Origin of the sequence: Streptomyces exfoliatus (assembly GCF_000725545.1) — a bacterium.
Taxonomy (GTDB): domain Bacteria; phylum Actinomycetota; class Actinomycetes; order Streptomycetales; family Streptomycetaceae; genus Streptomyces; species Streptomyces exfoliatus.
On sequence record NZ_JNZP01000096.1, the window covers coordinates 1 to 461 of the forward strand.

The following is a 461-nucleotide window of genomic DNA, read 5'->3' on the forward strand; positions in this document are numbered from 1 at the left end:
GTCCTGGGCGATGAAGCCGAAGCCCTTCTCCGCGTTGAACCACTTCACAGTTCCCGTAGCCATGTCTCATGCCTTCCAGTCGATGAACGCCGCCCACACGGTGCGGGCAGCGGAGGTGATCGCCCTGGTTCCTGCGGCATAGCACAGCAAAAAAGCCCACGCCGACAGCATGGGCAAAGGGGAAGATCCGAACCACGACAGCTAACCGGGACGGTACACGCCCACACACCCCGTCACCAGAGGAAACACCCTCACGGTGCGCGGGGCCCGCCGGTGTCCGGCGGGCGCGCACCGTCTCAGGCCGCGGCGGGCCGGTCAGCCGATTCGCGGCGGTGTTCGGCGTTGATGCGCTGGGCTTCTTCCAGCTGGTCTTCCAGGACGATGATGCGACAGGCGGCCTCGATGGGCGTGCCCTGGTCGACGAGTTCGCGGGCGCGGGCGGCGATGCGCAGCTGGTAGCG

General features: G+C 67.2%; 1 protein-coding gene and 1 pseudogene. Both read right to left on the reverse strand.

What is annotated here, in order from left to right; all coding sequences use genetic code 11:
* Positions 1 to 63, reverse strand: a 63-nt coding sequence (locus IO20_RS40140) for a cold-shock protein (RefSeq protein ID WP_169749654.1), incomplete at its 3' end; no start/stop codon positions are given.
* Between the two features lie 233 nt (positions 64 to 296).
* A pseudogene (locus IO20_RS41900) lies at positions 297 to 461 on the reverse strand (MerR family transcriptional regulator); the annotation flags it as partial.